The 22,551-nt window shown below is 73.6% G+C and carries 20 protein-coding genes; 5 read left to right on the forward strand and 15 right to left on the reverse strand.

All coding sequences use genetic code 11. The features are described from left to right. Window positions 1-4 precede the first annotated feature (4 nt). Together Sspor_RS27580 and Sspor_RS27585 are read left to right on the forward strand one after the other, a co-directional pair. On the forward strand, window positions 5-454 hold the full coding sequence (locus Sspor_RS27580) for an acyl-CoA thioesterase (protein WP_030655344.1): 450 nt from the start codon (window positions 5-7) through the stop codon (window positions 452-454). Beyond that, entirely contained in the window at window positions 451-1,164 is a 714-nt protein-coding gene (locus tag Sspor_RS27585) for a DUF8010 domain-containing protein (RefSeq protein WP_202201525.1), read from the forward strand. The genes Sspor_RS27580 and Sspor_RS27585 overlap by 4 nt, the downstream gene beginning before the upstream one ends. 40 nt (window positions 1,165-1,204) lie before the next feature. Here the strand turns inward: Sspor_RS27585 and Sspor_RS27590 are convergent, their stop codons facing one another. Further along, the gene (locus Sspor_RS27590; protein ID WP_202201526.1) at window positions 1,205-1,609 is read right to left on the reverse strand and encodes a globin; all 405 of its coding nucleotides are present in this window, start codon (window positions 1,607-1,609) and stop codon (window positions 1,205-1,207) included. A gap of 134 nt (window positions 1,610-1,743) precedes the next feature. Between Sspor_RS27590 and Sspor_RS27595 the strand changes: the two genes are divergently transcribed. Continuing rightward, on the forward strand, window positions 1,744-2,733 hold the full coding sequence (locus Sspor_RS27595) for a methyltransferase domain-containing protein (protein ID WP_202201527.1): 990 nt from the start codon (window positions 1,744-1,746) through the stop codon (window positions 2,731-2,733). Between the two features lies 1 nt (window position 2,734). Here the strand turns inward: Sspor_RS27595 and Sspor_RS27600 are convergent, their stop codons facing one another. The 4 genes from Sspor_RS27600 to Sspor_RS27615 are packed head-to-tail and all read right to left on the reverse strand — an operon-like array spanning window position 2,735 to window position 9,255. Continuing rightward, window positions 2,735-3,808, reverse strand: coding sequence for an FHA domain-containing protein (locus Sspor_RS27600; RefSeq protein ID WP_372499656.1), 1,074 nt, complete (start codon window positions 3,806-3,808; stop codon window positions 2,735-2,737). 11 nt (window positions 3,809-3,819) lie between these two features. Beyond that, on the reverse strand, window positions 3,820-5,154 hold the full coding sequence (locus Sspor_RS27605; protein ID WP_202201528.1) for a VWA domain-containing protein: 1,335 nt from the start codon (window positions 5,152-5,154) through the stop codon (window positions 3,820-3,822). Between the two features lie 60 nt (window positions 5,155-5,214). Beyond that, window positions 5,215-6,768: a PP2C family protein-serine/threonine phosphatase gene (locus tag Sspor_RS27610; RefSeq protein WP_202201529.1), complete on the reverse strand. Its 1,554-nt coding sequence runs from the start codon at window positions 6,766-6,768 to the stop codon at window positions 5,215-5,217. Window positions 6,769-6,771: 3 nt separating this feature from the next. Beyond that, window positions 6,772-9,255 carry a serine/threonine-protein kinase gene (locus Sspor_RS27615; protein WP_425587387.1) on the reverse strand — a complete coding sequence of 828 codons (2,484 nt, stop codon included), beginning with the start codon at window positions 9,253-9,255 and terminating at the stop codon, window positions 6,772-6,774. Window positions 9,256-9,265: 10 nt separating this feature from the next. On the opposite strand from Sspor_RS27615, the gene Sspor_RS41740 reads away from it, so the two are divergent. Further along, entirely contained in the window at window positions 9,266-9,592 is a 327-nt protein-coding gene (locus Sspor_RS41740; RefSeq protein ID WP_425587386.1) for a hypothetical protein, read from the forward strand. Between the two features lie 70 nt (window positions 9,593-9,662). Here Sspor_RS41740 and Sspor_RS27620 read toward each other — a convergent pair whose 3' ends face one another. The 10 genes from Sspor_RS27620 to Sspor_RS27665 form a co-directional block, all read right to left on the reverse strand. Further along, complete coding sequence (locus Sspor_RS27620) at window positions 9,663-10,952, reverse strand: coiled-coil domain-containing protein (protein ID WP_237404390.1); 1,290 nt, start codon at window positions 10,950-10,952, stop codon at window positions 9,663-9,665. A 110-nt stretch (window positions 10,953-11,062) separates the two neighbouring features. Further along, window positions 11,063-12,013: a glutamate ABC transporter substrate-binding protein gene (locus Sspor_RS27625; protein WP_237404391.1), complete on the reverse strand. Its 951-nt coding sequence runs from the start codon at window positions 12,011-12,013 to the stop codon at window positions 11,063-11,065. 152 nt (window positions 12,014-12,165) lie between these two features. Next, the gene (locus Sspor_RS27630; protein WP_373318835.1) at window positions 12,166-13,572 is read right to left on the reverse strand and encodes a GlnX family signal transduction membrane protein; all 1,407 of its coding nucleotides are present in this window, start codon (window positions 13,570-13,572) and stop codon (window positions 12,166-12,168) included. Between the two features lie 207 nt (window positions 13,573-13,779). Further along, complete coding sequence (locus Sspor_RS27635) at window positions 13,780-14,775, reverse strand: N-acetylglucosamine kinase (protein ID WP_202201531.1); 996 nt, start codon at window positions 14,773-14,775, stop codon at window positions 13,780-13,782. Continuing rightward, window positions 14,766-16,031 carry a 6-phospho-beta-glucosidase gene (locus tag Sspor_RS27640; RefSeq protein WP_202201532.1) on the reverse strand — a complete coding sequence of 422 codons (1,266 nt, stop codon included), beginning with the start codon at window positions 16,029-16,031 and terminating at the stop codon, window positions 14,766-14,768. Before Sspor_RS27640 ends, Sspor_RS27635 begins: the two co-directional genes overlap by 10 nt. A gap of 5 nt (window positions 16,032-16,036) precedes the next feature. After that, window positions 16,037-16,891, reverse strand: coding sequence for a carbohydrate ABC transporter permease (locus tag Sspor_RS27645; RefSeq protein ID WP_202201533.1), 855 nt, complete (start codon window positions 16,889-16,891; stop codon window positions 16,037-16,039). Continuing rightward, window positions 16,888-17,832: a carbohydrate ABC transporter permease gene (locus Sspor_RS27650; protein WP_109783832.1), complete on the reverse strand. Its 945-nt coding sequence runs from the start codon at window positions 17,830-17,832 to the stop codon at window positions 16,888-16,890. Before Sspor_RS27650 ends, Sspor_RS27645 begins: the two co-directional genes overlap by 4 nt. A 4-nt stretch (window positions 17,833-17,836) precedes the next feature. Continuing rightward, window positions 17,837-19,177 (reverse strand): extracellular solute-binding protein, encoded by a 1,341-nt coding sequence (locus Sspor_RS27655; protein ID WP_202201534.1) that lies wholly within the window; start codon window positions 19,175-19,177, stop codon window positions 17,837-17,839. A 77-nt stretch (window positions 19,178-19,254) separates the two neighbouring features. Next, a complete protein-coding gene (locus Sspor_RS27660) occupies window positions 19,255-20,502 on the reverse strand; it encodes an ROK family transcriptional regulator (protein ID WP_202201535.1) in 1,248 nt (415 codons plus the stop codon). Window positions 20,503-20,631: 129 nt separating this feature from the next. Next, entirely contained in the window at window positions 20,632-21,714 is a 1,083-nt protein-coding gene (locus Sspor_RS27665; protein ID WP_372499654.1) for a mechanosensitive ion channel family protein, read from the reverse strand. Between the two features lie 282 nt (window positions 21,715-21,996). Between Sspor_RS27665 and Sspor_RS27670 the strand changes: the two genes are divergently transcribed. Next, a complete protein-coding gene (locus tag Sspor_RS27670; protein WP_202201536.1) occupies window positions 21,997-22,539 on the forward strand; it encodes an HNH endonuclease in 543 nt (180 codons plus the stop codon). Window positions 22,540-22,551 lie beyond the last annotated feature (12 nt).

The following is a 22,551-nucleotide window of genomic DNA, read 5'->3' on the forward strand; positions in this document are numbered from 1 at the left end:
AGTCATGGCCAGACACCACTACCGGTGCCCCCTGCGCTGGGCGGACATGGATGCCTTCGGGCACGTCAACAACGTCGTCTTCCTCCGCTACCTGGAGGAGGCGCGGATCGACTTCATGTTCCGCCTCGCGCCGGGGGAGGGCAGTGAGTCCTTCACGGGCGGCTCCGTCGTGGCCCGTCACGAGATCGACTACAAACTGCCCCTCGTGCACCGCCACGAGCCGGTCCTCATCGAGTCCTGGGTGACCCGGATAGGCGCCGCGTCCCTGACCATCCGCTACGAGGTCAAGGACGAGGCGACCGAGGACAGGCCCGAGACGGTCTACGTGCGCGCGGAGACCGTGGTCGTGCCCTACAACCTCGCCGCCGGGCGGCCCCGCCGCATCACGGCCGAGGAGAGGCACTTCCTGGAGGAGTACCTCGACGAGCCGCGTTCCGAGGCCATCGCGGCATGAACGAGCAGCTGCGCTTCGCCGACGCCGGGGAGGCGGCGGACCTCGCCGCCTTCCTCGGCCGGCTGGTGCACTACGACCGCGCCGCCGCCGTACGCCTCCAGGCGGGCGGCGGCGCGCTCGCCGTCTTCGGACGGCCGCCGTCCTTCGACATCCTGGCCATCCGCACGGTGCGGCTCGCCGCTCCCGTCGCGACGCCGCTGGACCTGACGGTGTCCGCCGGGGAGCTGCTGGAGTCCGTGGACGAGGCCTCGGCCGGGGCCGCCGTGCCCGGGCCGGTCACCGGACCGCCCTGGGCCGGGGTGCTCCCGCCCCGCGGCGGCTGGCAGCAGGTGCCGGGGCTGCCCGGCCCCGAGGCGATGGGCGCGGCCGTGGCCGCCGCCGTCGCCGAGTTCCGGGCCCGCGACGAGGCCCTGCCCGTGCAGCACCGGACCCGGTCCGAGCGCGACCGCATCGGCCGCGAGATCTGGTCCCGCACGCTGGGCGACACCGAGCTCCCGCTGCGCGCCGTGCACGCCGCACAGTCCCTGGGCTTCCTGCGTCCGGTACGGGCGGTCGTGCCCGCCTCCGCACCTCAGCCCGGCTCCCCCGCCCCCGTGGCGCTGCTCGCCGCCGGGACCTGGCTGCGGCTGCGCACCCCGTACGGTTCCGTGGCCATGCGCCGCCCCGGCGTCACCGGCGGCCTGGGCGCCCTCCAGGTCCGGCCGGTCTGACCCCCGGGTACCGCGCCGGCCCGCGGGGCCGGCTGCGGTTCTAGCCCGCGGTGTTGATCATCGACGCGGCGGCGTACGTCAGGTACTTCCACAGCTGCGCCTCGTGCTCGGGCGCCAGCCCGAGCTCGTCCAGCGCGACCCGCATGTGCCTCAGCCACGCGTCGTGGGCGGCCGCGTCCACCTGGAACGGCGCGTGCCGCATCCGCAGGCGCGGGTGGCCGCGGTGCTGGCTGTAGGTGGTCGGACCGCCCCAGTACTGCATCAGGAACAGCGCGAACCGCTCCTCGGCGGGGCCCAGGTCCTCCTCCGGGTACATCGGGCGCAGCAGCGGGTCCTGCGCGACCCCCTCGTAGAAGCGCCGCACGAGGCGGCGGAAGGTGTCCTCGCCCCCCACCTGCTCGTAGAAGGTCTGCTCCTGAAGCGTGCCCCGCGGAATCTCGTTCACCCGACCATCGTCTCAGACGCCCGGGTCCAGGACGGAGGTCCTAGGACCATCCCCCGAGGGCCCGCGAAAGCCTCCGGGCCGCTCCCGCGGCCCTCGCGCTCGCACCCGGCGGCCCGGCGCAGGACAGTGGAGGCATGGCCGGACACACCGCGCACACCGAGACACGGGACCTGCGGGAGACCGCGCACGCCGCCCAGGTGCGGGAGCTGACCGCCGCCGGGGTGCTGGAGGACCCACGCTGGCGGGCGGCCTTCGCGGCCGTGCCCCGGCACGTGTTCGTCCCGTACTTCTGGACCGGTCGCGGCGCCGGTCACGAGCGGCTCTGGGCGCAGGACCCCGACCCCGAACGCCGGGCCCGCTGGCTGCGCGGGGTCTACGTCGACACCCCGCTGGCGACCCGGATGCGCGACGGGCAGCAGGTCTCCTCCAGCAGCCAGCCCTCCCTGATGGCGAAGATGCTGGACGCCCTGGACGTGCGCGACGGCGACGACGTCCTGGAGATCGGCGCGGGCACCGGCTACAACGCGGCCCTGCTCTGCCACCGGCTCGGCGAGGAGCACGTCACCACCGTGGACCTGGACGAGGAGATCACCGAGTCCGCCCGGGCGCACCTGGCCGAACTCGGCTACCACCCGGCGGTGGTCACCGGGGACGGGGCGCGCGGCTGCCCCGCCCGGGCCCCGTTCGACCGGATCATGGTGACCTGCACGCTGCCGCTGATCCCGTACACCTGGCTCGGCCAGTGCCGGCCGGGGGCGCGGATCCTGGGGCCGCTGTCCACCGGGCTGATCGCACTGACCGTCCGGGACGCCGGTTTCGCCGAGGGCAACTTCCTCCACACCTCGGCGTACTTCGTCCCGCTGCGCGGGGCCACGGCCGCCCCGCCGCCCGACCCGGCCGCCACGGAGTACGGGCTCCCGTACGAGCTGGTGGAGAACGAGCGCTTCCAGTTCATGCTCGTGCTGACCGCGGGCGTCCTGCACCCCCGCGAGGCCCTGGACCTGTGGCGTCGCGAGGGCCGCCCGGCCCGGGAACGCTTCGGGGTCTCGGTGAGCGCCGAGGGCCAGTGGTCGTGGCTCGACGATCCCCAGGGGCCCTACGTGTGGCCCCTGGGGAAGGGGTGAATCAGCCGCGGCGGATCGTGATCGTCGTCCAGGCGCCCACGTGGACCCGGTCGCCGTCGACGAGGGGGACCGGTACGTAGGGCTGGATCGGCTCCTCGCCGCCGTTGATGGTGGTGCCGTTGGTGGAGTTCTGGTCCACCACCGCCCAGCTGAGGTCGGGCTGCTGGACGAGCACCGCGTGCTGGTGGGAGACGCCCGGGTCCTCCGGGGGCACCGACAGGTCGATGTCGGGGGACTCGCCCGTGGAGGCGCGGCGGCGGCCGATGGTGATCTGGCCGCCGGACAGCGGAAGGTGCTGCTCCGGGGAGTAGGCGGGCAGGTTGAGCCCGGCGGCCTCGGGGCCGCTGCGCTGCATCATCGCCATGAAGTACGAGCGGTCGGGGGCGATCGTCGCGCTCCAGGCGCCACCGCCCTGGGGCGGGAAGGGCTGGTGCTGCGGCGGAGGCTGCTGCTGGTACTGGGGCTGCGGGGGCGGCGGCGGCCCCTGCTGCTGGTACTCCTGCTGGTACTCCCGCTGCTGCTGCGGCGGGGGCTGCTGCTGGTACTGGGGCTGCGGCGCCGGCTGGTACTCCAGCGGCGACTCGTGCGCCGGCGGCGGCAGCAGCCAGTCGTCCTCGCGCTGCAGCGGCTCGGCCGGCCGGTTGACCCGGGACGGCCGCGAGCCCTGGTACTCGAAGTGGTCCTGGGAGTAGCTCCCGGGAGCGGGCACGGGCGGCGGAGGCGTACCGCGACCGCCGGCACCCCCGCCGGCACCGACGCCCGTCGCCTGGGGTCCCGGGTCCTGGGCCGCAGGCGCGTACGAAGTCGGGGTACGGGTGAGGAAGTTGTAGCGGCATTCCTCGCAGAACGGGGCCATGGCCTCGCGCGGGGTCCGGCACTGCGGGCAGAGCTCGGCCTGGGCGGTCGGTTCACCGGCGGTCGGGGGGAAGCCGTAGCCGTAGGAGGGCACCGGGGGCGGTCCCTCCGAGGCAGCCATGCGGTGGCCGCAGACCTCGCACCAGTCGTCGGACGCGGACTGGTGCCCGTTCGGGCAGGTCGGCATGGCGGCGCTTCCCCCTTCTTCTCCCTGCGTCATCACGTCAGGTCTCAGGTCTTCTTCACTCGGACGGTCTGCGTCGAACGCGTGTCAAGAGTCATCTCGTCGGCATCGGCGACCTTCGCTTTCAGCCGCACAGTACCCGCCACCGCGTCCACCACATCCACCACCTTCGACAGGAGTCGTGCCGTGTCGGCGTTTCCTGAGGAACTCGCCAGTTGTACCGCACGCCCCAGCTTGGCCGTGGCACCCCCCACATCGCCCATTTTGCGGGCTTCCAGGCCCTGCTGGATAGCCTCCGCCAGCTCCGCCTGTCCGGTGTAGTGGGCGACCTGCGCGTTGATGGCGGTGGACGCCGCCAGATCGTCCGTCCACACGGCCCGCACCAGGCCCTGGGCCAGGACGGCCGGTTTCCCGTCCGGCCCGCCCGCCGGAACGGGCAGGACCAGCGTGGCGCGGGCGGCGAGCATCTCCTGGCCCACGGTGGCCGTCGGGACGCGGACGCACACGTGGTACTCGCGGGACTCGTCGCCCCACGACCCGGTCGGGTAGTCGCCGGCCCGGGGACCCGCCTCGGTGCGGCGGTCGGTGAGGTCCTGGAGGACGGGGGCCACCTGCTTGACGTACTGGATCTCCACGCCGACCGGGGTCCACAGGCGCAGCGCGACGTCCGCGACCTCCTTGCCCATGACGTTCTCCATCATGCGCGTGAAGTCCTCGGCGAGGTGGGCCGGGTCGGCCACGATGTCGGCGGAGCCGAGCAGCGCGTTCGCGATCCCGGTGACCTCCTTGACGTCCCAGTCGGTGCCCACCCCGCGCGCGTCGCAGGTGAAGCGGCCCGCGCAGGCGTCGAGGGTGGCGCGGAGCACGGCCGGCTCCTCGTGCTCGTTGCGGCCGTCGGTGAGCAGGACGCCGTGCCGGATGGCGGCGGTCGAGCCGCGCAGCAGGCCGTCGGCGAGGCGCAGCCAGGTGCCGATCGCGGTGCCGCCGCCGGAGCTCAGCCCGCGCAGGGCCTCCTTGGCCTGGGCGCGGGTGGTCGCGTCCGCGACCGCGAGGCGCCCCTGGCCGGGGTAGACCTCCTTGGCCACGTGCGTACCGGCGATCACGGCGAAGGCGGTGCCGTCGCGCAGGGTGTCGACGGCGGCCGCCGTGGCCTCACGGGCACCGCGCATCTTCTCCGGCGGGTACTCCATGGATCCCGAGCAGTCGACCATCAGCACCACGGCCGCCGTGCCGTCGGCGACCGGCGCGCGGGTGGCGGCGGCACCGCCGGTGGCGGTGACCGTGACGATGGCGTGGACGTCCCGTCCGCCCTCGGGGAGGAACTCGTTCTGGTACACCTCCACGCTGAAGCGCGGGGCACTCGGCTTGGCGAAATTCGCCATCGATTGGACTCCTAGGGGGCTCGGGCAGGCGGGTCAGACCTGCGGGCGCGCTTCCACTTCCTATTCCGGTCGTGCCGCCGGGCCCGGCTCCGCATCCGGTCCCGGTTCCTGCTCGGGGTGCGTGGCGAACGGCACGACGGCCACGGTGACGTTGTCGTGGCCGCCGCCGTCGAGTGCGTACCCCACCAGTACCTGGGCGCTGTGCAGGGGGCGGGTCGCGGCGTCGGCCGGTACCACCTGGGCCATCTCCCGCGCGGATTCCGCGTAGTTCCACAGTCCGTCGGTGCAGACCACCACCACCCCGGGGTGGTCGGGTTTGAAGGTCGCGGTGTGCGGTTCGAGGTCGTACGCGTCGGCCCCCAGCCAGCCGGTGATGGCGTGCGCGCGGACGTCCGCGTAGGCCTCGGCCTCGCCCATCAGACCGGCGGCGACCATCTGGGCGGCCCAGGAGTCGTCCTCGGTCAGGCGGCGCGGCAGGGCGGCGCGGTCGTCGGGGATCCAGTAGGCGCGGCTGTCGCCCACCCAGCCGATGGTCAGCAGGCCGCCGCCGACGACGGCGCCGACCAGGGTGCAGGCGGGGGCGTTCTGCGCGCCGGGGGTCTCCGGGGCCAGGGCGTTCACCGCTTCGGCGGCGGCCAGGATCGCCTCGTGCATGGCCTCCTGGGGGTGGGCGCCGCGCGGGAGCGCCTCGAGCAGCGTCTCGTTCGCGGCGACGGCCGCGGCGGCCGACGCCTCGTCGGGGCGGCTGGCGGAGGAGACGCCGTCGCAGACGATGGCCACGGTGGCGGCGGAGCCGTCGGGCAGGGCGGTGGCGGACACGGCGAACGAGTCCTCGTTGCGGTGGTGGCGCAGGCCCCGGTCGGTGACGGCGGCGACGCTCCCGAGCTCCTCCTCGATGTGGTCGCGCTCGCGGGGCTGCGCGTGCCCGCAGTGCTCGCAGTACCCGTCGGTGTCGACGCGCCCGGCGCGGCAGGCGACGCAGGTCTTCCCGCCCTCCGGGGCCGCGGGCTGGGGCTGCGGGGCGCCGTACGCCGGTTCCCGGTCGGACTCGGGGCCGTACGGGTTCTCGCCGGCGGGGTGCCCGCTCCCGCCGGGCGCGGTGGCGTCGCCGGGCAGGTCGTACCGGGCCCGCGGGGCGTCCGCGGCGGCGCCGTACGGGTGCTCCGCCGCTCCCCACGGGGTGCCCTCCGGCGGGGTGCCGGTGCCGTACGGGTTGCCGTGGCCGGAGGCGGCGTACGTGGCTCCGGCCGGGCCCTGCCGCGGCTCCGGTTCGGGCTCCGTCTCCGCCGGGCCGGCGGCCCAGGCGGCCGGGTCGTCCACCAGCGTCGGCGCGGCCGAGGCGGCGCTGCCCCAGCCCGGGGCGGGCTCGGCGGCCGCGTGCGGGACACCGGGGGCCGGGCTCGCGTAACCGCCCGCCGGCGCGGCGGACGCGGCGGCGGGCCGGGCCGGCGGCACCGGCGGTGCGGGCGGCGCCGGTGGGATGGGGATGGTCGGGTGGTCCACGGCGGCCGGGGGAGGAGCGCTCACGGCGTAGCCGCAGACGCCGCAGAAACGGTCACCCTCCTCCAGGGGTTCCGCGCAGCTGGGGCAGCCCGACAGCCGATGCATCGACATCACTCACACCCACGTCCGGGGACGGAAACGGTTTGCCCGCTCCACCAGTTCGATCCTCTCCTCGCCACGCCGCGCCAGCCGTGCGAGGACGCGGTACGAGCGCTCCAGTCCGAAGCGCAGGCCCCGCTCGTCCAGTTGACTGCCGAGCAGCGAGGTCCGGCCGGGGTCGGAACCCCGGCTACCCGACAGTACCCAGTCCAGGGCCGCGCCCAGAACCTCCGTCGCGAGCCGCTCCTGCCGCTCCGGGTCCAGTCCGAACCGCCGCAGGGCCTCCACCTGGTCCGCTGCGGCCGCCAGGTCGGCCAGCAGCGGCTCCTGCGGGGACCGGTCGCGCAGACGTGCGCGTACGGCCGCCACCCGCGCGGCGGTGTAGTGGATCGACGACTCCGGTACGGATTCCAGCGTGCGCACGGCTCCGTCCCGGTCCCCGGCGGCCAGTTGGACGCGGGCCAGACCGAAGGCCGCGCTCACGAAGCCGGGGTCGGTGATCCACACGAGGCGGTAGTACTCGGCGGCGTTGTCCAGCTGGCCCAGCACCTCCGCGCACAGCCCGAGGGCCAGCTTCGGCGCGGGCTCGCCCGGGAAGGCGTCGTAGATCGCGTCGAAGGACAGGGCCGCTATCTCGTCGTCACCGGTGGCCAGCGAGGCGATGCCACGGGCCCACACCACCCGCCAGTCGTCCGGATGCCGGGCCTCCAGCTCCGCCAGGGCGCGTCCGGCCTCGGGCAGTTCGCCCAGCTCCAGGCGGGCCCGCAGCTCCCGCAGCCGCAGTTCGGCCGACTCGGCGGGCGCCGCGCTCAGGGCGCCCAGCAGGTCGCCCGGCGCGGAGGCCAGCAGACCGGTCAGGAAACCGGCGTTCGGGTCGGCGGGGTCCACCAGCGGTACGGGCAGGGCCAGCGCGGTGTCGCGCGCGTCCAGCGTGGTCGCTCCAGCGGCGGGCGGCGGGGACACGGGGGCCGGTACCGGCCCCGCACCCGGGACCGGAGCCGGCGCCGTCGCCGGGGCCGTGGGCGCCTGCCGCGGTCCCGGCACCGGCGCCCCCGTCATGTGCGTGCTCGTGCTCCCGAGCGCGGGCAGCGGCGCGCCCCCGGCCGGATTCCCGGGCCGGGCCGTCGCCGCGCCACCGGGCGCCCCGGGGGCGGGCGTTCCGCCCGGCGGCGTGCCGCCGACGTGCTGGTGCGCCCAGGGGCCGGATGCGCCCGCCGGTCCCGGAGCCGGAGCGGCCGGGCCGGACGGCGCCGGGCCGCCCGACGCCCCGGGCGCGTGCGCGCCACCGGGCGCGGGGACCCCGGCCGGTACCCCGCCGCGGCCGCGGGCTCCGAACAGCCCGCCGCCCCGCCGGGAGACGGACGGCCGGGAGGCGATCGGCCGGCAGCCCAGCCGGGAGACGACGGCGTCGGCCGCGTCGGCGAACAGCTGGGTGTCCGGAACCCGCAGCTCCGGGCCGAAGAGGGTCGACAGCTGCGGCCGCGGCCGGCCCGTCTGCAGGGCGACCACCTCCCGCAGCACGCCCGTCAGCTGGTCCGCCATCTCCTGCGCGGACGCGAACCGCCGCCCCGGGTCCGGGTCGGTGGCCCGGACCAGCAGCCGGTAGAAGGACTCGTACCGCCGGAACACCTCGATGTGCTCCGGATCCGGCAGCGAATCCACGAACACGTTGGTGTAGCCCTGGAAGTCGAAGGTCAGCACGGCCAGGGTGCGCGCCACCGTGTAGAGGTCGGAGGCGACCGAGGGGCCCAGCTCCGCGACCTCGGGGGCCTGGTAGCCCACCGTGCCGTAGATGGCCGACTCGGCGTCGTCCATCCGCCGGACCGCGCCCATGTCGATCAGCTTCAGCTGGTCCTGCTGCTGGATCGCGTTGTCGACCTTGAAGTCGCAGTACAGGAGGTTCCGGCTGTGCAGATGGCCGAGCGCCTCCAGCGCCTCGATGCCGTAGGCGCACGCCTGCTCCACCGGCAGCGGGTCGCGCCGCCCGTCCGGCCGGCGCCGCTCGTTCGCGATCTCCTTCAGCGACTTGCCGCCGACGTACTCCATGACGATGTACCCGTCCAGCGAACCGGTCCGCTGGTCCAGGTGCTCCACGAAGTTGTAGATCCGCACGATGTTGGAGTGCTCGATCTCCGCGAGGAAGCGCCGCTCGGAGATCGCGGCCTCCATCGCGTCCTGGTCCCCGGTGTCCAGCAGGCCCTTGAGGACCACCCACCGGTCCGCGACGGCCCGGTCCACCGCCAGGTACACCCAGCCGAGACCGCCGTGCGCCAGGCAGCCCGCCACCTCGTACTGGCCGCGCACCACGTCACCCGAGCGCAGCTTGGGCACGAAGGAGTACGGGTGCCCGCACTTGGTGCAGAACCCTTCCGTCCGGCCCGGCCGGTCGCCCCGGGAGCGGCCCACCGGAGCCCCGCAGTCCGAGCGCGAGCAGAACCGCTTGCGCTCCGGCACCTCCGGGTTCTCCAGGACGGCGGTCGAGGGATTCGGACGCGGCACCTCCGGCACGTTGACCAGGCCGGCGCCCAGCCGGCTGCGGCCCGAGGCCGCCGAGCCCGAACTCCGCACCGACACCGAACGCGTGGATGTCGTCCCCGACACCGAGCGCGAGAGCCGCCCGGACACCGAGCGGCGCGAGGAGGAGGACCGCGAGGACCGGGCCGAGGCCGAGGACCGCGCCGAGCCGTGGGAGCCCTGCGAGCCCATCGACCCGCGGGACCCGCCGGAGCCCAGGGAGCCGCGGGCCGCGCTCGTCATGCCGGTCGGCGGCGACACCAGCTCGTCCGCGCCCGCCGCGACGGAGCCGATCGGCGCCAGCCCGCAGGTGTCGCAGTAGACCTCGCCGCCGCCCATGTCCTCGTACGCCCCCGGGCAGCCGGGGCGAACGCACGCGGTTCCGATCAGGCTCATGCGTCCTCCTCCCCCGGCCCGCCGGGCCGCTGTTCCTCGTGTCGCGGTTGCCCGGGCCGGCCCTGGGGCGCCAGCAGCGACTCCGCCGTCGCGTGCTGGTAGCGCAGGACGGCCTGCTCGGCGGCCCGCAGGTCGCAGGGCGCGCTCCACAGCATCCGCCGGGCGGTGTCGTACCGCTCGATCAGCAACGGGTCCTCCGCCAATCCGTGGCGGGCCACCTTCGCCTTGTAGGCGTCGAGCCGCCCGCGCAGCTCGGCCCGTACCGCCAGCGGCGCCGTCACGGCGGTCAACGATTCACGGGCCCGCCGCAGTTCCTCCTCGGCGCGCTCCTCCAGCGATTCCAGCAGGGGCGAGAGCCGGTGCCAGCGGGCCTGGCGCCGGTGTTCGGCCGCCGCCGCGAGCTGCTCCTGGAGCACCGTGGGCGGGCCGCTCACCGCGGGCACCTCGGACGCGGCGATCTTCGCCAGCACCTCGCCGCGCGCGGTCCGCGCCTCCGCCAGGGTCCGGTCGGCCCGCGAGAGCACGTCCCGCAGGGCGATCAGCCGCTGCTCGGCGTCCTGCCGTACGTCCAGCACCGCCTCGACCTCGCGGCGTACGTCCTCCAGCGCGAGCGCGGCCCGGTCGTAGCGCCCGGTGTCCGGACGGCCGCCGCCGGGAGCCGAGCTGCCCGTCGCCGGGAGCCAGAAGGCCAGTGGGTCCGCGATCACCTGGACACGCAGCTCCGTCAGTTCGGCGGTGATGTCCTCCAGGTCGTCGCCGGAGGGGTGCTCGCCCGGCCGCACGCCCACCGAGTGGGCCAGCGACCGCGTGCGGTGCAGCTCGGCGGAGAGCAGGTCGATCCGTGCGGGCAGCGCCGACCACACGGCGTCGGCGGCGACCACCACGTCCAGCGAGCGCGCGTACAGGGCGTTCATCCGGGTCACCAGCTCGGCCAGCGAGAGCCGCTCGGCCAGCGCGACGCCCTCGGCCGCGGCCCCGGCGATCAGCACCCCCGGTCCGCGCAGCCGCTCGGTCAGCTCGACGAGGTCCTCGCGGTTCGGCCAGCGGCGCCGCTCCCTCACCTCCCGGGCGGCGGTCAGCGCCCCGCTGTAGGCGTCGAAGTACGTCCACAGCCGGGTGATGTCCGCATCGGCGGCCGTCCACCGCTCCTTGGTGGTCCCGGTCAGCGCGGCGCCCTCCAGCAGCCGGCGCCCGGCGTGGTCCTGGAGGGCGAGCAGTGAGGTCTCGACGGCCTCGTGCTCCGCGCCCAGCCGGGACAGGGCGCGGTCGACGCCGTCCCGGTCCATCACTGCCGACCCCGCCTCCACCGACTGTGCCTCCTCTTGCGCCGCCGCCTCCGTGTCCGCCTCCGTGCCCCGCTCCGCACCCGGTCCCGTGTCCGAAACCGTCACCGGCCTCAGCCGTCCCGGTACTTGGGCGCGGGGGGCGCGGTCACGCCGGGCAACACGGGCTGCAGGTGCTTGAGGTACGCCTTCATCCACGGGCTCTCACCGCCGCCCGCGCGGTAGTTCTCCAGCACCTTGTTGACCCGGCGGACCAGGTCGGAGGCGTCCTTGTTCATCGCCACCCCGTAGAACTCGCGGGTGAAGGGCGAGCCCACCAGCCGCACCGAGGGGTCCTGGGCGGCCTGGCCGGCCGCGAGGGCGTTGTCCGTGATGATGCCGTCGACCTCGCCCAGCTGGAGCCGGACGAGGCAGTCGAGCTGGTTGGCGACGGTGACGGGCTCCGAGCCGTACGACTGGGCCTTCAGGGCCGCCTCGGCCGTGGAGCCGGCCGCGATGCAGATCCGCCGGCCCTTCAGCGAGGTGTCGTACCCGGTGATCGGCGAGCTCTTGGGCACCAGCACCTGCTGTCCGGCCTCGAAGTAGGCCGTCGAGAAGGCGACGTCCTCCAGCCGCTTGCAGTTGATGGTCATGGTCCGCACGACGATGTCGACGCGCCCCTCCTGGAGCGCGGGGATGCGCTGGCTGGTGGGGATGGCCCGGTAGATGACCGCGTTCTCGTCGCCCAGGATGTCCTTGGCGATGGCCTTGACCAGGTCGATGTCGAAGCCGTCGAGGTGGCTGCCGTCGGCGGTCTGGTTGCGGTAGCCCCAGCGGAAGCTGTTCTGGTCCACGCCCGCGACGAGCTTGCCCGCGGCCTTGATCCGCGCGATGGTCGCCCCGTCCACGTCGGAGGGGCGCAGGCTGGCCTCGGGATCCTGGCAGGTGTCGGTGAGGGCCCAGGGCGCGGCCGGGGCCGCCGCCATCGAAGCGGGCCGGCGCACCGGGGGACGCCCGGTGTCGGGCGTCGCGTGGGCCAGCGGCAGCAGGACGGCGGCGGCGGTCGTCGCGCAGGCGACGGCCATCGCGCTCACCCCGCCCCAGCCGCGCAGCCGGCGCGCGGCGCGGCGGACGCCGGACGCCGTGCCCGCCGTCGCGGCCCGTCCCGTCCGGCGCTCCCGGCCCTCGGGGTTCTCGTGACCTTCGGCGGCCCGCCTCGCTCGTATCCGCATCGCGCTCACCTGTACTCCGAAAGCCTGCGCCCGATGCCGAGCAGGGTCGCCACCGCGCCGAGGACCACCAGCGCCGCGGCGCCCGTCACCAGACCTCCCAGCGCGCCGAGCCCGTCCTGGGCGGACCGGGTGAACTCCTGCTGCTCGTGGGCGACGGCCTGTTCCAGGGAGGCGTCCACCGTGTCGAAGGCGGCGCCGCTGCTCTCCTTGTGCTGCTCGTCCCCGACGACCTGGGGCAGCGCGGCCTCGTAGTCGCCCTTCAGGTCCGCCTCCCGGGCCGCCGCGTGCCGCTGCTTCCACTGCTTCACACCGTCCGCGGCCCGGCCGACGGGGTCCCGGCCGGCGTCGTCGTCGGCGAGCCGCAGCGCGGTCGCCAGCCCGGCGTCCAGCTGCTTCATGTTGTTCGTGAAGTCCACGTCGTACTTGTCGGACTTCTTGTCCTCGGCGAGTACGGCGCCCCGCGCGATCAGGGTCAGGTTCTCACCGGCCCGCGCCTGCAGGGAGGCGATCCGCGCGTCGTTGAGCACCTTCATCGACTCCTGCCCGTCGGTCCGGGCCTCGCTCAGCGAGGCCCGCGCCACCGTGTGCCCCACGGCCAGCCACAGCAGGACCACCACCGACGCGGCCGTCGCGGCCACCAGCCCGTGGTTGAGCACCCGGTTCGTGTGCCGGTAGTTGCGCCGCTGCGCCCAGACCAGGGCGGCGACGGCGAGCAGTCCCAGGCCGATCGAGGCCAGCGGCCAGGACCGGGCGTCGTCGTCGTCCGTGTAGAGCCGCTTGGTCTCCGACTCGTACAGCCGCTGCGCGGCGGGCAGCAGCTGGGTGGTCATCTGCTCGTTGGCGTAACGGAGGTAGGCGCCGCCCAGCGGCAGGCCCTGCCGGTTGGTGGCCCGGGCCTGCTCGATCAGACCGGTGTAGCGCGGGAGCTGCTCGCTCAGCACGGTGATCTGCCGGCGGGAGTCCTCGTTGCCGCCGGTGTTGGCGGCCGCGCTCACCAGCAGCTTGGAGGCGTTGGCGATGTCCTTCTCGTACCGCTGTCGGACCTCGCGCGGTTCCTGGGCCCCCAGGAGGAACCCGCTGGAGGAGGTCGTGTCGGCGTCCGCCAGGGAACGGTAGATGCTCGCCGCGTCCGCGCTCAGCGGCTGGCTGCGGCCCACCACGTCGTCCGCGGCCGCGGCCCGGTCCGAGATCTCCCACACGCTCACCGCGCCGAACAGCATGATGAGGGCGGCCAGTACCGCGCCGATGATCCGCAGCCGGCCCGGCTCGGTGGTGGCCGCTTCGCGCAGCCGCTCCACGCCCTCGGCCCAGGCGGTGCGCCCGGGCGGCCCGTCGGGCGCCGGCGCCGACGGCCCGGCGGACGGCACGGTGACACCGCCCCCGGGTGCGGGCGCGCGTGATGTGATCGCCACCGTGACCTCCCCCTCGGTCCTGTCGTCCTCCAGCCGACGCTGGGAGGTACCCCCTGCGCAGCAGTATGGCCGTAGTGCCGGTCGACCACAGCACCCGGTGCTGGATCCAGGGCGATCCGTCCCTGAGGGCCCCCTTCGTCGCCCCTTCACCGTCAATACGTCCCTACGGGCGCCACGGTTCCAGACCTGAGGACTTCCGGGGCGGGTTCACCCGAAATGGGCACGGAGTTTTTCATATGCCCCGGGCGGGGAGCCGAGCGCGTCCAGGCCCAGCAGCCCGGCACCCAGCACCGGCGGCGCCGTGATCACGGAGATCCGGGCGCGCGGGGCCCGTTCGGCGAGGCCCGCCGCGATCCGGTCGTTGAGCTGCGGGTGTCCGGCCGCCAGCACACTGCCGCCCAGCACCACCGGTACCTCCTGCTCCAGCAGACCCAGGCGACCCAGCGCCACCGATGCCATGGCCACCACCTCGTCCGCCTGCCGGTGCACCAGCGACAGCGCCACCGGGTCCCCGGCGGCCGCCACCGCGAACAGCACCGGGGCCAGGTCGAGCCGCCGCCCGGCCGGGATCCGGCCCAGGTGCATCGCCTCGATCAGCGAGGCCATCGAGTCGAGGCCCAGGTGCGCGGGAAGCGCCCGGGCCAGTTCGGTCGGCCCGCCCCGCCCGTCCTCGGCCCGGGCCGCGAACCACATCGCCTCGTCGGCCAGTCCGCCCCCGCCGCCCCAGTCGCCGGAGATCCGCCCGATCGCGGGGAAGCGCGCGGTCCGCCCGTCCGGGGTCATCCCGACGCAGTTGATCCCGGCTCCGCACACCACGGCGACGCCGCAGGGCTCTGCGCCCACGGGCAGGCCGGCGCGCAGCAGGGCGAAGGTGTCGTTGTGCACCTCCGTCTCGCGCCCCCAGTTGCGGCGCTCGATCTCGCGCGCCAGCTTCCGTTCCTCGACCGGGAAGTCCGCGTTGGCCAGGCAGGCCGACACGTGCTCGGCCCAGGGACCGCGGCCGCGCCCGTCCCGGTGGTCCAGCCCGACGGAGGCCATCGCCTCGGCGATCACGTCGACGGCCGCGGCCACCCCCGCCCGGGACGGCTGGAACCCCCCGGCCTGCCCGGAGGCCAGGACCGAGCCGTCCGGACCGAGGAGCGCCACGTCCGTCTTGCTGTTGCCCGCGTCGATCGCGAGGACGGAACAGGGGGTCACGCCCATGGCAGGTGCTCCTTGTTGTGCGCGAGGAGCCGGTCGGTCAGTCCCTCGGCCAGGTCGTACTGGCCGACCAGCGGGTGTGCGAGCAGTGCCTTGAAGACCCGCTCGCGCCCGCCGCGCAGCGCCGCGTCCAGGGCGAGGTCCTCGTACGCGCTCACGTGCGAGATCAGCCCGGAGAACAGCGGGTCCAGCCGGGGCACCGCCAGGGGGACGGCGCCGGATCCGTCGACGCGCGCCTGCACCTCGATCACCGCGTCGTCCGGCAGGAAGGGCAGCGTGCCGTTGTTGTACGTGTTGACCACCTGCACGGCCGGGCCGCCGTCGCCCAGCAGGGAGGCGGCCAGGTCCACGGCCGCCTCGGAGTAGAAGGCACCGCCCCGCTTCGCCAGCAGCGCCGGCTTCTCGTCGAGCGCGGGATCGCCGTACAGGGCGAGCAGTTCCCGCTCCATCGCGGCGACCTCGGCGGCCCGCGAGGGCTTGGTGCCCAGCTCCCGTACGACCTCGTCGTGGGCGTAGAAGTAGCGCAGGTAGTACGAGGGCACGACGCCGAGCCGGTCCAGCACCGCCCGCGGCAGCCGCAGGTCCCCGGCGACGGCGTCGCCGTGCGCGGCGAGCAGACCCGGCAGGAGGTCCTCGCCGTCCGGGCCGCCCCGGCGCACGGCCAGCTCCCAGGTGAGGTGGTTGAGGCCCACGTGGTCCAGGTGGATCCCGGCCGGCGCCAGGTCCAGCAGGGCCGCGAACTTCCGCTGGAGGCCGATGGCCACGTTGCACAGCCCCACGGCCTTGTGCCCGGCCCGGAGCAGGGCCCGGGTGACGATGCCGACCGGGTTGGTGAAGTCGATGATCCACGCGTCCGGGGCGGCCCGCCGGACCCGCTCGGCGATGTCGAGGACCACCGGGACCGTACGCAGCGCCTTGGCGAGCCCGCCCGCGCCCGTGGTCTCCTGGCCGACGCAGCCGCACTCCAGCGGCCAGGTCTCGTCCTGCAGCCGGGCGGCCTGGCCGCCGACGCGCAGCTGGAACAGGACCGCGTCGGCGCCTTCGACTCCCGCGTCGAGGTCGGCGGTGGTGGTCACCCGGCCCGGATGTCCCTGCCGGGCGAAGATCCGCCGGGCCAGGCCGCCGATCAGCTCCAGCCGTTCGGCGGCCGGGTCGATCAGTACCAGCTCGCCGACGGGCAGGGTGTCGCGCAGCCGTGCGAACCCGTCGATCAGTTCGGGGGTGTAGGTGGAACCGCCGCCCACCACTGCGAGTTTCATCGTCGTCAGCCTTTCACGCCGGTCAGGGTGACTCCCTCGACGAACGCCTTCTGGGCGAAGAAGAAGAGGACGATCACCGGGGCCATGACCAGCACGGTCGCGGCCATGGTCAGGTTCCAGTTGGTGTGGTGCGCCCCCTTGAAGGACTCCAGTCCGTAACTGAGGGTCCAGGCGGCGGGATTGTCGGAGGCGTAGATCTGCGGGCCGAAGTAGTCGTTCCAGGCGCAGAAGAACTGGAAGAGCGCGACGGCGGCGATCCCGGGCTTGGCCATCGGCAGCACCACGCGCAGCAGGGTGCGCACTTCGCCGCAGCCGTCGACGCGGGCCGCGTCCAGGTACTCGTCGGGGATGGTCAGCAGGAACTGGCGGAGCAGGAAGATGGAGAAGGCGTCACCGAAGGCCATCGGGACGATCAGCGGCCACAGGGTGCCCGACAGGTCGAGCTGCTTCGCCCAGAAGAGGTACATCGGGATGACCACCACCTGCGGCGGCAGCATCATCATGGCGATCACGAGGAGCAGTGCGAGCCGCCGCCCGCGGAAGCGGAACTTGGCGAGCGCGTACGCGACGGGCACGGAGGAGACCACGGTCAACAGGGTGCCGAGTCCGGCGTACAGGAGCGTGTTGCGCCACCAGGTCAGGAAGCCCGGGGTGTGCCACACCTTCGCGTAGTTGCCCCATTCCCAGGTGTCGGGCCACAGGTCGCGGGTGAGCGCCTGCCGGTCGCCCATCAGGGAGGTGAGCAGGAGGAAGACGAAGGGGAGGACGAAGAAGAGGGCGGCGGCCACGCCGAGCGAGTGCACCCCGACCCAGTGCAGGACCGCGCGGGAGGATTTCCGGCCGGTGCGCGCGCCGCTCATTCACCAGCTCCGATCAGACCGCCACGGCGCCGCATCAGGAGCGCGGTGAAGGCCATGGAGAGGGCGAACAGGACGAGCGCGACGACGCACGCGGTGCCGTAGTCGAAGCGCTGGAAGCCGAGGTTGTAGACGAGCTGGGGCAGCGTCAGGGTGGACTTGTCGGGATAGCCCGGCTCGAACTGCTGGCCGGAGCCGCCGATCACCCCGGCCGCGACCTTCCCCGCCACCAGCGGCTGGGCGTAGTACTGCATGGCCTGGATGACGCCGGTGACCACGGCGAACATGATGATCGGGGAGATGTTGGGCAGGGTGATGTGCCGGAACCGCGCCCAGGCGCCGGCCCCGTCCAGCTCCGCGGCCTCGTACTGCTCCTTGGGTACGTCGAGCAGTGCGGCCATGAAGATGACCATCAGGTCGCCCACCCCCCACAGGGCGAGCGCGGTCAGGGCCGGCTTGGACCAGTCGGCGTCGGTGAACCAGCCGGGCGTGGGCAGCCCCACCGCGTCCAGCAGGGTGTTGACGGGTCCGGTGCCGGGGTTGAGCAGGAAGACGAAGGCCAGGGTCGCGGCGACCGGCGGGGCCAGGTACGGCAGGTAGAACAGGGTCCGGAAGATTCCGGTCCCCGTCTTGATCTTCGTGATGAGCAGGCCGATGCCGAGTCCGAAGGCGACCCGGCAGGTCACCATCACCAGGACCAGCCACAGCGTGTTGCGCATCGCTGGCCAGAAGAGCGGATAGTCCGTGAAGACGTAGCTCCAGTTGTCCAGGCCGTTGAAGGCCGGCTGCCGGAAGCCGTCGTAGCGGGTGAAGGAGAAGTACAGCGTGGACAGCAGCGGGTAGACGAAGAAGACCGCGAAGCCGATCAGCCAGGGGGAGAGGAAGGCCGCGGTCCGCAGGGCGGAGCGCCGCCGCTTCGACCGCAGGGGGTGGGCGCCGGTCATCGGGCTACTTCGCCTTCGCGATGTCCGTGTCGATCTGCCGGTCGGTCCTGGCGAGACCGGCCGGGATGTCGGTGACATCGCCTTTCTCGACCCCGTACGCGAAGTCCTCGAAGGTCAGCTGGTAGGTGCCGCCGTCGGCCTTGGCCGGGGTGGTGCTGGACTTCGGGTGCCGGGCGATGTCGAGGAAGGTCTTGAACTCCGGGGTCACCTGCAGGTCCGGGGACTCCAGCGCGGCGAACGTGGACGGGATGTTGTGGATGGCGTTGGCGAAGGCCACCACCGCTTCGGTGTCGGTGGTCATGTACTTGACCAGTTCCCAGGCGGCGTTCTGCTTCTTGCCGCCCGCGGCGATGCCCATGATCGTGCCGGCGAGGTAGCCCTTGCCGTAGTCGGCGGCCTGCTCGTCGGGGACGGGCAGCGGGGCGGTGCCGATCTCGAAGGGGACCCCGGCCTCCTTGGCCATGGAGGCACGCCACTCGCCGTCGATCTGCATGGCCACCTGGCCGGTGTGGAAGGGGTGTTCGGCGCTCCACTCGTCACCGAAGGTGTTGCGGAACCGCTCCAGCTTCTCGTAGCCGCCGAGCTTGTCCACCAGGTCCTTCTGCGCGCTCAGCATCTTGGCGAAGGCCGGGTCCCCGGCCAGGTTGGACCTGCCGTCGGCGCCGAAGTACGTGGCGCCCCACTGCGCCGCGAGCCGCGTCGGCTTGGTCTCGTAGCCGTGGAAGGTGGGCATCAGGCCGACCTGCTCGTACGAGTGGCCCGACGCATCCGCCTTGGTGAGCTTCTGCGCGACCTCGGTGAACTGGCTCCAGGTCTTCGGGGGTTCGGTGATGCCGGCGGCCGCGAAGGCGGTCTTGTTGTAGACGAGGCCGTACGCGTCGTGCAGCAGCGGCAGCGTGCACTGGTTGCCGTCGAACTCCGTGTACGCGAGCAGGGTCTTGGGGAAGACCTTCGTCTTGTCCACCCCGGACTTCGCGAGGAAGGGGTTCAGGTCGGCGAAGGCACGGGAGTTGCAGAACTTGCCCACGCTGTCGGTGGTGAAGGAGGAGACCACGTCGGGGGCCTTGTCCCCGCCCGCCCGCAGCGCCTGGTTGATCTTGTCGTCGGTCATGTTGCCGGTGACCTGGACCTTGATGTTCGGGTGCGCCTTCTCGAACCGGGCGATGTTCTCCTCGATGGCCTTGGCCTCGCTCGGCGCGGACCAGCCGTGCCAGAAGTTGAGGGTGACGTCCGCCTTCGGATCGTCGGAGGCGGTGTCCGCGCCCTGGCCCGTACAGGCCGTGGCGAGGGCGGATATCGCCGCGAGGACGGCGGTCGCGGTGGTCAGGCGTCCGGTTCTGGGCATGGCGGGGCTCGCTCTCTCTGCGGGAGGAACTTCCGTGGGGGGTGCCGGTGGGGGTGGCGGTGGGGCGGGCGGGCGGTTCAGCCCGAGGTGTCGAACACTTCGTCCCGGGTGGCGGCCAGCGCGCTCTCCAGCGCGCCGTGCAGGACCGGCCGCTCCCGTACCTCGCCGGGGACCAGCCGGGGCCGGGAAGGGGCCAGTTCGGCGAGCTCGGCCTCCAGCAGCGCGCGCAGCGGCTCGCCGCCCGCGTCGATCGCCGCCCCGGACAGGACCACGATCTCCGGGTCCAGCACGGCGACGACCGAGGCGAGACCGGTGGCCAGCGCGGTGGCGTACGACCGGAGGAAGCTCAGGTGCGCCCCCTCGGGCGCGGCGGCGGCCCGCGCGAGCAGGGCGACGGCGGTGGCGACCTCCGGGCCGTGCGGGGATCCGGGGGCACCGGGCGCGTCGGGGGTGTCGGGGGTCTCGGGGGTGTCCGGAAGGTCCATGCCCAGTTCCGCGGCGAGCCGGGGCAGCCCCTCCACGCCGGCCAGCTCCTGGTACCCGCCGGAGTTGGCCCGGGTGACCTGCCGGACCAGGGGCCGGCCCGGCACGGGCAGGAAGCCCACCTCGCCGGCGCCGCCGGTCCAGCCTCGGTGCAGGCGGCCGCCCAGTACGAGTGCGGCGCCGAGCCCCTCCTCGTTCCACAGCAGGACGAAGTCCTCGTGGCCGCGCGCCGCGCCGAGCCGTTGTTCGGCGACGGCGGCGAGGTTGACGTCGTTCTCGTACTCGACGGGCATCGGCAGGGCCGCCGCCAGCTCCTCCAGGAGGGTGGGGGAGTGCCAGCCGGGGAGGTGGCTCGCGTAGCGCAGCCGGCCGGTCTGCGGGTCGAAGGCGCCCGGGGTGCCGATGACCACCCGGCGCAGGTCGGTGCGGTGCAGTCCGGCGGCCTTGACGGCTTCGCCGAGGGCCTCGGTCACCTGGTCGACGGCGTTCGCGCCCTCGGTGTAGGGGACCTCGTGGGTGGCGACCACCGTGCCGGTGAGGTCGGCGACGGCCGCCAGCACCCGGTCGGGGGTGACGTCGAGGCCGCCGACGTAGGCGGCGCGCGGGTTGATCGCGTAGAGCTGGGCGCTGGGGCCGGGCCGTCCGCCGTCCGTGCCGGTGGCCACGACGAGCCCGACCGCTTCGAGGCGGGCGAGCAACTGGGAGGCGGTGGGCTTGGACAGCCCGGTCAGGTGCCCGATGCGGGTCCGGGACAGCGGGCCGTGCGTCAGCAGGAGTTCGAGTGCGGCCCGGTCGTTCATGGCGCGCAACAGGCTGGGCGTTCCGGGCGTGGCGGCGGGCATCGAGCGGCTCTCCCTCACCGAGGTGATCTGTTAGGTAAGTTTCCTATCACCTGTTGAAGTGTGTCAATGCCGCTGCCCCGCAGGCTGTGTCATTTCACGAATGACCTGCGGGGCAGCGCGTCTGCTCGGTTACTTCGTGATCCGCGGGCCGGCCGGCGGCGGGATCGGGGCGGTGGCCAGCGACTGCGGGGAAGCCGGGTTCGCCAGCGCGGACGGCGCGGCGACCGAGGCCGACGGATCCGCCGGGGCCTCCTCGTCCTCGTCGGGGGCCGGCACTCCGCCGATGATCCGGATGCCCGCGGCGTCGAAGGCCTCCTTGATCCGCCAGCGCAGCTCCCGCTCCACCGAGAACTGCTGGCCGGGCATGGTCTTGGCGGACACCTTCACCGTCATCGAGGCGAGCAGCACCTCGTCCAGGCCCAGGACCTCCACCGGACCCCACAGGCGCTCGTCCCACGGGGACTCCTTGGCCATGGCGTCGGCGACCTCCTTGACCACCTCGCGGATCCGGGACAGGTTCTCCGAGGGCTTGACCTGGACGTCCACGCCCGCGGTCGCCCAGCCCTGGCTGAGGTTGCCGATCCGCTTGATCTCGCCGTTGCGCACGTACCAGATCTCGCCGTTGTCCCCGCGGAGCTTGGTCACGCGCAGCCCGACCTCGATGACCTCGCCCGAGGCCACACCCGCGTCGATCTTGTCGCCGACGCCGTACTGGTCCTCCATGATCATGAAGACGCCGGACAGGAAGTCCGTCACCAGGTTCCGGGCGCCGAAACCGATGGCCACACCGGCCACACCGGCACTGGCCAGCAGTGGGGCCAGATCGATCTTCAGCGCGGCCAGCACCATGAGCGCGGCCGTACCGAGGATCAGGAACGAGGCCACCGACCGGAGCACCGAGCCGATCGCCTCCGAACGCTGGCGCCGCCGCTCGGCATTGACCAGCAGGCCGCCCAGCGCGGTGCCCTCCACCGCCTCGGCGCTGGTGTTCATCCGGGTTATGAGCTTCGTCAGCGCCTTGCGGACCGCCGAGCGGATCACCGCCGCTATCACGACGATCAGCAGGATCCGCAGGCCGATGCTCAGCCAGGTGGCCCAGTTCTGCTCGATGAAGCTGGCGGCCTCGGTGACGCTTGCCTGCGCCTCCTTGACCGATGCGGGCGCGTCCGGAACGTCGGCTGCCAGCGGCAGCAGAGCGGCGGGCCAGGGCACGACGGGAACCTCCAGGTGTAGCGGTCTGCCCCCGGAACCGGGGGCCCCGGACGGATCCGGGGACATGCGGGGCAGACCAACCACACTAACGGGGCAATCCCTTCACCTTGGTGCCGTGTTCGAGGGAGAGACCAGACTCACCTGGGGATGACTGACTGTGGTTGAAAACACCTCGGACCCGTTACGGGCGAGTGGTGGCGTTTCGACCAGCCCTAAGGAGAGACTGGAGAGCAGATCGTCCCGGCGCGAGCCACGCGCCGCCGGCGTACAAGGAGGCAGTCCGTGCCGCACGTCCTGGTCCTCAACGCGTCGTACGAGCCCCTCGGCGTCGTACCGCTCCGCCGCGCGCTCATCCTCGTCCTGGAGAACAAAGCGGTCTCCCTGGAGGAATCCGGCGCCTATCTGCACAGCGCGACCAGGGTCGTCCCCGCGCCCAGCGTGGTACGGCTCAAGCGCTTCGTGCGGGTCCCCTACCGGGGGCCCGTTCCGCTCACCCGGCGCGCACTGTTCGCGCGGGACGGCGGTCGCTGCATGTACTGCGGCGCCGTCGCCACCAGCGTCGACCACGTCATTCCGCGCAGCCGGGGCGGCCAGCACGCCTGGGACAACGTCGTCGCCGCATGCCGCCGCTGCAACCACGTCAAAGCCGACCGGCACCTGGTCGACCTCGGCTGGCGCCTGCGTCACCAGCCGGCGCCGCCGTCCGGGCTGGCGTGGCGGATCATCGGCACGGGGCACCGGGATCCGCGGTGGATGCCGTATCTCCAGCCGTACGGGGCCGAGGACGCGCTGGACCGCATCGGCATCGGGGTCGCGGCCGGGTAGCTCCGCCGCCGG

The sequence above is a fragment of the Streptomyces spororaveus genome (genome assembly GCF_016755875.1).
In the GTDB taxonomy this organism is placed as follows: Bacteria; Actinomycetota; Actinomycetes; order Streptomycetales; family Streptomycetaceae; genus Streptomyces; species Streptomyces spororaveus.

Coding starts and splice junctions, on each gene's coding strand:
- Sspor_RS27580 (WP_030655344.1), top strand. CDS start 5: ATGGCCAGACACCACTACCGGTGCCCCCTGCGCTGGGCGGACATGGAT.
- Sspor_RS27585 (WP_202201525.1), top strand. CDS start 451: ATGAACGAGCAGCTGCGCTTCGCCGACGCCGGGGAGGCGGCGGACCTC.
- Sspor_RS27595 (WP_202201527.1), top strand. CDS start 1,744: ATGGCCGGACACACCGCGCACACCGAGACACGGGACCTGCGGGAGACC.
- Sspor_RS27600 (WP_372499656.1), bottom strand. CDS start 3,808: ATGACGCAGGGAGAAGAAGGGGGAAGCGCCGCCATGCCGACCTGCCCG.
- Sspor_RS27605 (WP_202201528.1), bottom strand. CDS start 5,154: ATGGCGAATTTCGCCAAGCCGAGTGCCCCGCGCTTCAGCGTGGAGGTG.
- Sspor_RS27610 (WP_202201529.1), bottom strand. CDS start 6,768: ATGTCGATGCATCGGCTGTCGGGCTGCCCCAGCTGCGCGGAACCCCTG.
- Sspor_RS27620 (WP_237404390.1), bottom strand. CDS start 10,952: ATGGACCGGGACGGCGTCGACCGCGCCCTGTCCCGGCTGGGCGCGGAG.
- Sspor_RS27625 (WP_237404391.1), bottom strand. CDS start 12,013: ATGGCCGTCGCCTGCGCGACGACCGCCGCCGCCGTCCTGCTGCCGCTG.
- Sspor_RS27635 (WP_202201531.1), bottom strand. CDS start 14,775: ATGGGCGTGACCCCCTGTTCCGTCCTCGCGATCGACGCGGGCAACAGC.
- Sspor_RS27640 (WP_202201532.1), bottom strand. CDS start 16,031: ATGAAACTCGCAGTGGTGGGCGGCGGTTCCACCTACACCCCCGAACTG.
- Sspor_RS27645 (WP_202201533.1), bottom strand. CDS start 16,891: ATGAGCGGCGCGCGCACCGGCCGGAAATCCTCCCGCGCGGTCCTGCAC.
- Sspor_RS27650 (WP_109783832.1), bottom strand. CDS start 17,832: ATGACCGGCGCCCACCCCCTGCGGTCGAAGCGGCGGCGCTCCGCCCTG.
- Sspor_RS27655 (WP_202201534.1), bottom strand. CDS start 19,177: ATGCCCAGAACCGGACGCCTGACCACCGCGACCGCCGTCCTCGCGGCG.
- Sspor_RS27660 (WP_202201535.1), bottom strand. CDS start 20,502: ATGCCCGCCGCCACGCCCGGAACGCCCAGCCTGTTGCGCGCCATGAAC.